We start from the raw sequence: 8,531 nt of genomic DNA on the forward strand, positions 1-8,531 counted from the left end.
TCCACTATTTATTAAATTTAACTATTTTTAAACAAAAATAAAAATTCAATACTAATTTTCATCAAAAAATTTCAAATCAACAAAGTTTTTGAAAGAGTCTTTAATATTAAATTAGTTAATGTTTTCAGTTTCTAAAAATTTCTTTAAAAATGATTACTAATAAGTTAAAAGATAATAATGTATGAAGTAGATATATTTTTGAAAAATATGTTCTATTTAAAGTAGTTAATTTTTGAAATAAATAATAATATAAATGTTATTTATTAGCAGATTTTATATGTTACTAATAGTCGTTAATTAGTTAATAGTTAATTTTAATAATCTGGTATAATTAATATTTAAATAAGATGCATATTGTATTGTATGTAATCACTTGAAATATATAAGAGTTTTTAGGAAAATTATTTAATTAATATTAATTAATCATGTTTTTGAGGAATGGTAATGAAAATTAAAATGAGTTATATTGGTTCAAAATATAATGTTCAAGAATGTATGGGGATGGTTTTATGAAAAGAGTAATCACTTATGGAACATTTGACCTCTTTCATAAAGGCCACTATAATATTTTAAAAAGGGCTAAGAAATATGGAGATTATTTGATTGTAGGGGTTACTGGTGAAACTTATGATATTGGGCGTGGAAAATTGAATGTTCATGATTCATTAGCGACTAGAATTGAAAATGTTAAAAATACTGGTTTTGCAGATGAGATAATTGTTGAAGAATATATTGGTCAGAAAATTGGAGATATTATCAAATATGATATAGATTCTTTTGTAATCGGTGATGATTGGAAAGGAAAATTTGACCATTTGTCCCGTTATTGTAATGTAGTGTATTTAGAAAGAACAAAGGGTATTTCCAGTACTCAAATTAGGGAAGATAGATTTGATCAGTATAATATTGGGATTGTTTTTGATTCAGATGATAATCAATTAACTAATGAATCAAAATTGGTTAATAATTTTTGTGTCAAAAACATATTCTGCAAAGATGAAAAAATTTTAGATAATTTTCAAGAAAAATATCATGTTGAGAATATATGTGAGTCATATGAACAATTGATTGAATATTCAGATATTATTTTTGTCAGATGTTCCATCGAACAAAGATTTGATTATATTATTCGTGCACTAAACTCTAAAAAACATGTTATTTATGACCCTCCCGCAACATTTAATTCCGAACAATATAAACTATTACTCAAGTTAGCTAAAGAAAATAATGTAATTTTAATAGAAAATATTAAAATGGTTTACATTCATATTTTCAATCAATTGTTATGGATGGCACAAGGAGGATTTTTGGGAGAAATTTTAAGCATTAATTGTTCTGTTTCAAAAAATGATGTTAATCGTTCAAATTTATTTTATGAATTAAGTACATCTAGTATTTTAGTCATGTTAAAAGTTATGGGGTTGGATTATAAAAAATTTGAGTATCAAGTTACTAAATATAAAAATAATATAGAATTTGCAACAATGAACTTTGCTTATCCAAAAGGTTATGCAACGATTAATGTTGGAAATAAAGTTAGGGTTGATAATCAATTAGAAATTATTGGTACTGAAGGCACTATTCGCATGAGGGGGGATTGGTGGAGGAGTAAAAATTTTGAACTTCATACTCCTAACTCAAATGATATTCAAGTATATAACACAAATTTTGAAGGAAATGGTTTTAAATATTTATTAAAAGCTATGTTAAGTATGTTGTCTAATAATAATATTAGATCTATGGGGGTTTTTGAGGATGAATCAATTAAAATTGTTGAAATTTTAGAACAAGTTAGCAATGAAATATATTAATATTTTTTGCAATGTTTTTAATCATGATTTTTAGTAATGTCCTTGAATTTCATATTAAATTTATTATAGTTTAATCTATTATTTAGTAATAATAAAATGTTATGAATTTTATCTATTAAAACTAAAAAGTTATTTGTTTTTAAAACTTGAAAAATATTTGTATTTTTATTTAAGAAAATTAACCGAAAAGTTTGTATTTAAATTTCAGTGGTTAATGGGTGTTGGAGGAAAATAATATGTATTATATAAATGAAAATGTTAAAAATTTATTTAGAATTTTTGATCAAAACTCCCGTGAAGGGTATCTTCGTATGGATTTAAACGAAAATCCAGTTGGATTATCTCAGGATTTTATTGATGAAGTACTTTCTAAAGTTACTCCTGAATTTGTAGCAAAATATCCTGAGCAATTAGAGTTCACTACGAAATTAGCCAAATTTATTGGTGTTGAAGTTGAAAATATTTGTCTTGTAAATGGTTCTGCAGAAGGGATTCGGTATGTTATACAAGCATATAGTCGGCCAGGAGGTAAAATATTGTCTGTTAGTCCGTCATACGCGATGTATGATGTATATTGTGAAATGTATGGTCGTGAAAGCGTACATGTCTGTTATGATGAAAATTTGGAAATGAATGTAAATAATATTGTTGATTCAATTAATGATGATATTGATTTAGTAATCATTTTAAATCCAAATAATCCTGTAGGGGATGTATATAATTATGAAGATGTGGATAAAATATTAACTGCTTGTAAAAAACATGAATGCACTTTATTAATAGATGAAGCTTACTTTTACTTTTATCCGAACTCATTTCTAAATTATGCTTTAGAAAATGAGCATGTATTACTAACAAGGACTTTTTCTAAAGTATTTTCTCTTGCTGGAGCACGTTTGGGATATGTTGTAGGCCAAAAAAAAGATATTGAAATCGTTCAAAAATTATGTACTCCTCATAATGTCAATGCTTTTGGAATGGCGTTTGCTGAAGCAATTATTGAAAAAGAGGGTATGCTTGATCAACTCGTTGAAAAACAATTAAATGGTAAAAAGTATTTAATTGATAATTTACGAGAAAAAGGATATACTGTAAGTGCTAAAGAGGGTAATTTTGTTTTCATTAAACCAAAACATCTCGATGCTACTTGTATTGTAAAAAAAATGAAAGAAGATAAAAAAATTTTAATTAAGGTTTATAAAAATGTCCCTAATTTAGGTGATTGTTTACGAGTCTCTACTGGTGAAATTGAAATGATGGATAAATTCATTGATGCTTTAGAAGATATTGATTTATAGTTTGTAGGAGCACATAATCCTAACAAATTGTTAATATCTTTTTCCTAATGGATTTATTTAAGTTATCTGAAATTTAAACTGTAAATTTAATTATTAATCTATCCTATTATTTTAATGAATTTAAAGTAAAATAGAAAAAGTAAAATTTATGAAAATTTTTTTGCAAAATCAAATTGGATTTCACCAAAATCCATTACATTATTAAAAAACTAATAAATTCTAATATACTCGGTTAGTTAACTTTTTGACAGATGATGAAAAATTCTTTAAAATTAATATAATTCAATAAAAAAACTTTTTATTTTTGTATATTTTAGGAATTAATCACATTCTAAATTAAAATAATATATTAACTGAATTTATTTGATACTATTTTTTTTTAAGAATGGGTGTTCGCCAAAATTGATTTTTTGATTTTTTGTCAAAATTTTTGACTTAATTTTTCTTATTTTTAATGAATTCAATTTATATTTTTTCTAATTTTATTTTATCAATTAATTATTTAGTTATTTAATAATTAATTTAATTTATGAATGTTTTATTTAATTTAGAGTATTTTTATAATAGTTTAGTTTATATACTTAATTGTACATAGTTTGTATTAGGTATTAGTTATTTTGGTGTTGTTATTTATGGTTAAAAGAAATTTTGCAAAGGAACAGAGTAAATTGGGCATCAGGACTTTAGGTTATGATGTTCCTGGAAATCATATTTCTCGTTTTGTGGCGGATTTTATTGAAGAAGTTTTTCCAATTTTGAATATTAAAGAACCCAAGAAAAAGAAAGGAAGAGACTCTTTACCTATTGTTTCTATGTTAAAATTGCTATATAGATTCGTTTCTGATGGAGTAAAACCATCAGAACACTCAATACAAAGGTACAGAAGAGAATATGGATGTTATTTTGAAGTATTGTTGAAAATGACATTAAAAAAGGCATCAGATTTAAAATTAACTGATTTTAATCATGTTGTAGTTGAGGGAACTGTCAAATAAGCATACAATTCTAATAACAATGTCATCACTAAAAAAGAAACTCAAACATTGCTTGATTATTTCAGCGGCCTCTCAATTGACCCTAAAGCTTGAAAAACTACATAAACCTGCTAAAAATATACTCGAAAATAAAGACATTGATGTTGAAGATAAAATAGAACTATTGTATTACATTGAAACACAATTTACTTTCACAGGACAAGATACAATACCAGTAAACGACATTGGAGCAAGATTTATGAAAGATAAGAAAGGAAACTTCTTAATTGCATATAATATTCAATCTGAAGTCGATTACGATACCAAATTAATTTGTGCAATAAACGTCACACAAAACCCTACTGGCCATTATGAACTGCCAACAATTGCAGAAAGTGCAATACAAAACATACAAACCCTTCCAAAATATATAAGTGCGGATACGATATACTTAAATTAAATAAGCTTGTCATACCTAGCAGATAAAAAAATAGAAGGATTAATACCAAATAGAAAACAATCCAAAGAAAAAATCGGAAAATTAAATCCAAATCCCTACCACAAAGACCCTTTCGAATACGATTACAAACTAGATGCATTTAAATGTCCAGAAAATAACTATTTACACTTTTTTGGAAAATACATAGAACCACACAAAGATCCAGAAAAACCAGGCAAAATAAAAAGAATATACAACAATTACGGTGCATGTAATAACTGCAAAGCGCGAAATAAATGTTGTTCAAGTTCACAAACACACAGAACCATCACAGAATACGGTTCAGAAATGCAAAAAGCAATGAATGAAAAAATGGAAAAGCAAGAATTTAAAGACGAATACTCCAAAAGATCAAGTGTTGAAGGACCATTTGGAATATTAAAAGAACAGTTCAACATAAAAAAGAAGTAGTCATCGGAATGATAAGAACAGAAGAAAAACTCAACTTATATGCATTAGCATACAATCTAATCAGATTATACAACATGACTCAATAAATAAAAAATTTAAAAGAAGATTTAGAAAATTTTTGCGAACGAGAATCAGTAATACACCAATTAAAACTCGATGTAACAATATTTTAAATTATATCTAAACATCCGTCAAAAATCAATTTTGGCGGACACCTGAATCTAATATTGAAAAGTGTTATTATAAATATATACTGAAAAATACTTGACTAAAGAGTTATACAGTAAGGAGGGATTCCAATCATCTTTTCATTATCACGATGAAAAAGATGAGACTATGTATATTTTATCTGGTTCGAGTTATATTGAGTTTGAAGATCATAAAGAGTACTTTTCAAAAAAATGATAGTATTCGTATAGATCCTAAAGTTGTGCATTCTATTGTTGCAACTGAAAATACTGTTTTACATGAAGATTCAACTCTTTATTTAGATGATACTATTAGAATGGGGGATTTTTATACTCGATGAAAAGCAATCATGAATTTATCCAAAAATAGGAGCATATTAATGAAAACTAAATAGGTCATAGGGTCTTGTATCAAAAGGGATGCATTCAAGTCTCATCTTGTGTAAAATTATAAAAATTTCTTTGAATTAAGTGGATGTTCAAAGAAATATTGTGGTTAGTTTAATGCAGAATCTTATTTTAATTGATATTGCCCCTCATAATCACAGAATAATGCTAGAATTTATTCATGAATTGTGATTTAGATAAGATTTTTTTAAAAAATGGCTTTGTAGAAATCCTATTTGATTTTCGCAAAAAATTTCTAGAAATCTATTTTTATTTTTATTATTACTCAGAATCTCTTGAAATAAATTGTTGATTATTTATTCAGATTTACACTTCATTATTCACACTTTTAGCAGTGAAAATCTACGCCCGGAGCACATGCTGACAAATAATAGATTTGTTGGAATTATCTGATAAAATACAGAAATATTTGCACTTAAAAAAGGTACCACATTACACAACGCTCCAGAAATTCTTTCAATGATTACCAACATCAATATTGCAAGATTTAAACAAACAAATGTTAATCAATCATCAAATCAATGGTGAAATAATTGCTTTAGATGGAATTGGATTCACTAACGACTATGCAGACAAATATTACGCAATATAAAGCGAAAAGAAAGAAAAAGCTATGTAAAAAACCATATTTCAATTGATGTTGACAGCAGATTAATACTTCATTTCGCAGCTCAAAGAGGTCCAAGATTCGATATTCGATTCGCAATTGTAGCAATAAGGAACATAAAGAAATATAATCCAAAATATATCCTAGTAGATAGAGCATACGATACAGAACTTATCAGAAAATGCATAAATGAAGAATCAAAAGCAGAAGATCAAATACCACTAAAAACCAGAGCAAAAATAGGACATTATCGATTAAAAAGCAAAAATAAATTCAACCAAGAAATCTACTCAAGAAGAAACAATGTAGAATCAATATTTAGCGTAATAAAAAGAATATTCAACGGAACAAACAGAAGCATAAGTCTACAACTATCAAACAAAGAAACAAAACTCAAAAACATAATCTACAACAGTTACAGATTAACTCAAATTCAATGAAAATTAGGATTTCTACAAAGCCAAAAAATGTTAAAAATTCTGAAGTCATTAATGTCCATGTGGAATGGTTGCCAGTTAATAAATTCAGCATATACAAAATTAAATAATCATTTAAATTTACTATTAATCTAAAAAACAGTACTCATGCATAGTGTCTTAATCGTAATGTATTTTTAATAGCACGACAAAAATACTATTAAGATATTATATCTTAAAAATATGCGTGGTGTGATTCATGCAAAAGAAGTATTTAGTTTTAATTATTATATTAATATTAGTTGTTGGTGGGGTATTTTTTACATATGAACAATATATTTATGTAGACCCACATAAATTTGATATTGGCACATCAGATAATCATAATGATATCTGGGAGTTAACTAACCTTTCCACATCATCTTTAACTCGTACACTTGATTGTTCCATATTTTCTAAAGATACCGACCATAGTGATAGGTTAAGAACCAAAATTCCAGTGAATTCTAATGTTCAGTTTGATTTATTGCAAGTTGATGGACTGGTTCATAATTACCCCTTTAGTTTTGAAAAGACAAATAATGAATATTTAAATGGAAATGGGCTTGAGTTGATTAATGGATCATTGAATAAATGGTATCATATTTCCATTAATGTTTATTCAGACCATTATGTCATTCATGGAAATAATGTTACAAAAACAGTTAATTATTCTAACGTTGATGGTTCTACGGTTTATTTCGGATTTTGGACACCTCATCAAATGCATACTTTAAAATTTAAGAATTTTGAAGTGAATCCTATTAACAGTACAATGTAATATATTGTGGGATGAATTTATTAATAAAGTTTTGAACATATATTTTTAATTTTTCTGTCAAATTAAATTTGACAGATTTTTTGTTTTTTTTTGTGGTTGTGTTCGCTAAAATTGAATTTTGGTTGGCTTGTTGATTTTTTTTTTAAGTATTGTTACATCGAGTTTTAATTGGTTTTTGATGGATGTACTTTCGCAGAAATCTTCTAATTGTTCTGTTGTATTTTATGTTTCTTTTCTATTGTGTGTCGTATTAAATTATATGGTAATGTGTTTAGTTTATTCTTTCTTCAGTTTTTATCTTCTATGACTAATTCTTTTTATTTGGAATTGTTCAATGAATATTTGAGCGGTCCTTTAACGATTGATTTTTTGGTGTATTTGTCTTTATATTCTTGTTTATACATTTTTTGGTTCATTGCTCTTTGCATTTTATTCATAAGTATATTCAAAATTATCTTTGGTATTGATTTTTCTTTTGTTCTTTGATATTTAAAAGTGGAAAAACTTCTTCAACAAATTCTACAACAAAATGAGAAATATGATTGCCTAGAATATTCAATTAAATGTCTTAATTACTAATTTGGGCTGATTTTTATCTAATTTTCTTTTAACCATAAAAAACAACACTCCATCAATTTATACTTAATATATATGTAGTCAAGTATATAAACTCAACTATCTAAAAATTGATTAAAAAGAAAAATAAAAACTATATAAAATTTAATAATGATTTAATAAATTATTAAATTATAATAATTAAAATAAATTGAAATTTGGATGAATATGGTAAAAATAATAAAAATTGGCTAAAAAATTTTTTGACGAAAAAACAAAAATTAATTTTGGTGGATACTATAAAATAAAACTTCCCAAAAAACATAAAAAACTATTTAAAACAGATAAATGAATTTTAAAAAGATTAATTTAAACCTAAAATATTGAGACGAGGACAATGCGATTTACTAAAAATCATTTAAGTTTTTGAAAGAGTCATTATTAAGACTCTTTCAAAAACTTTGTTGATTTTGTAAATCCTTTTTTCGGTTGTCATTCCAAATTAGATCTCTGCGATAGATTCGTTTTAAAACACCTCGTGTGG

The 8,531-nt window shown here is 25.8% G+C and carries 4 protein-coding genes and 2 pseudogenes; all 6 read left to right on the forward strand.

Annotation, left to right across the window (positions count from 1 at the left end; translation table 11 throughout):
* Window positions 1-509: 509 nt before the first annotated feature.
* The 6 genes and pseudogenes from QZU75_RS12380 to QZU75_RS12410 all read left to right on the forward strand — a co-directional run bounded on the left by QZU75_RS12380 (window position 510) and on the right by QZU75_RS12410 (window position 7,432).
* Window positions 510-1,811 (forward strand): adenylyltransferase/cytidyltransferase family protein, encoded by a 1,302-nt coding sequence (locus QZU75_RS12380; RefSeq protein ID WP_296884123.1) that lies wholly within the window; start codon window positions 510-512, stop codon window positions 1,809-1,811.
* Between the two features lie 236 nt (window positions 1,812-2,047).
* Window positions 2,048-3,109 carry a histidinol-phosphate transaminase gene (locus QZU75_RS12385; RefSeq protein ID WP_296884124.1) on the forward strand — a complete coding sequence of 354 codons (1,062 nt, stop codon included), beginning with the start codon at window positions 2,048-2,050 and terminating at the stop codon, window positions 3,107-3,109.
* Between the two features lie 632 nt (window positions 3,110-3,741).
* Window positions 3,742-5,166: pseudogene (locus QZU75_RS12820) on the forward strand (transposase).
* Between the two features lie 73 nt (window positions 5,167-5,239).
* A pseudogene (locus QZU75_RS12405) lies at window positions 5,240-5,522 on the forward strand (cupin domain-containing protein); the annotation flags it as partial.
* Between the two features lie 700 nt (window positions 5,523-6,222).
* Window positions 6,223-6,636 carry a transposase gene (locus tag QZU75_RS12795; RefSeq protein ID WP_363139657.1) on the forward strand — a complete coding sequence of 138 codons (414 nt, stop codon included), beginning with the start codon at window positions 6,223-6,225 and terminating at the stop codon, window positions 6,634-6,636.
* Window positions 6,637-6,871: 235 nt separating this feature from the next.
* Window positions 6,872-7,432, forward strand: coding sequence for a hypothetical protein (locus QZU75_RS12410; protein WP_296884131.1), 561 nt, complete (start codon window positions 6,872-6,874; stop codon window positions 7,430-7,432).
* Window positions 7,433-8,531 lie beyond the last annotated feature (1,099 nt).

It is taken from the genome of uncultured Methanobrevibacter sp., assembly GCF_902764455.1.
Classification (GTDB): domain Archaea; phylum Methanobacteriota; class Methanobacteria; order Methanobacteriales; family Methanobacteriaceae; genus Methanocatella.

Excerpts from the sequence above, each read along its gene's own strand:
- QZU75_RS12380 (WP_296884123.1), top strand. The coding sequence starts at position 510 with ATGAAAAGAGTAATCACTTATGGAACATTTGACCTCTTTCATAAAGGC.
- QZU75_RS12385 (WP_296884124.1), top strand. The coding sequence starts at position 2,048 with ATGTATTATATAAATGAAAATGTTAAAAATTTATTTAGAATTTTTGAT.
- QZU75_RS12410 (WP_296884131.1), top strand. The coding sequence starts at position 6,872 with ATGCAAAAGAAGTATTTAGTTTTAATTATTATATTAATATTAGTTGTT.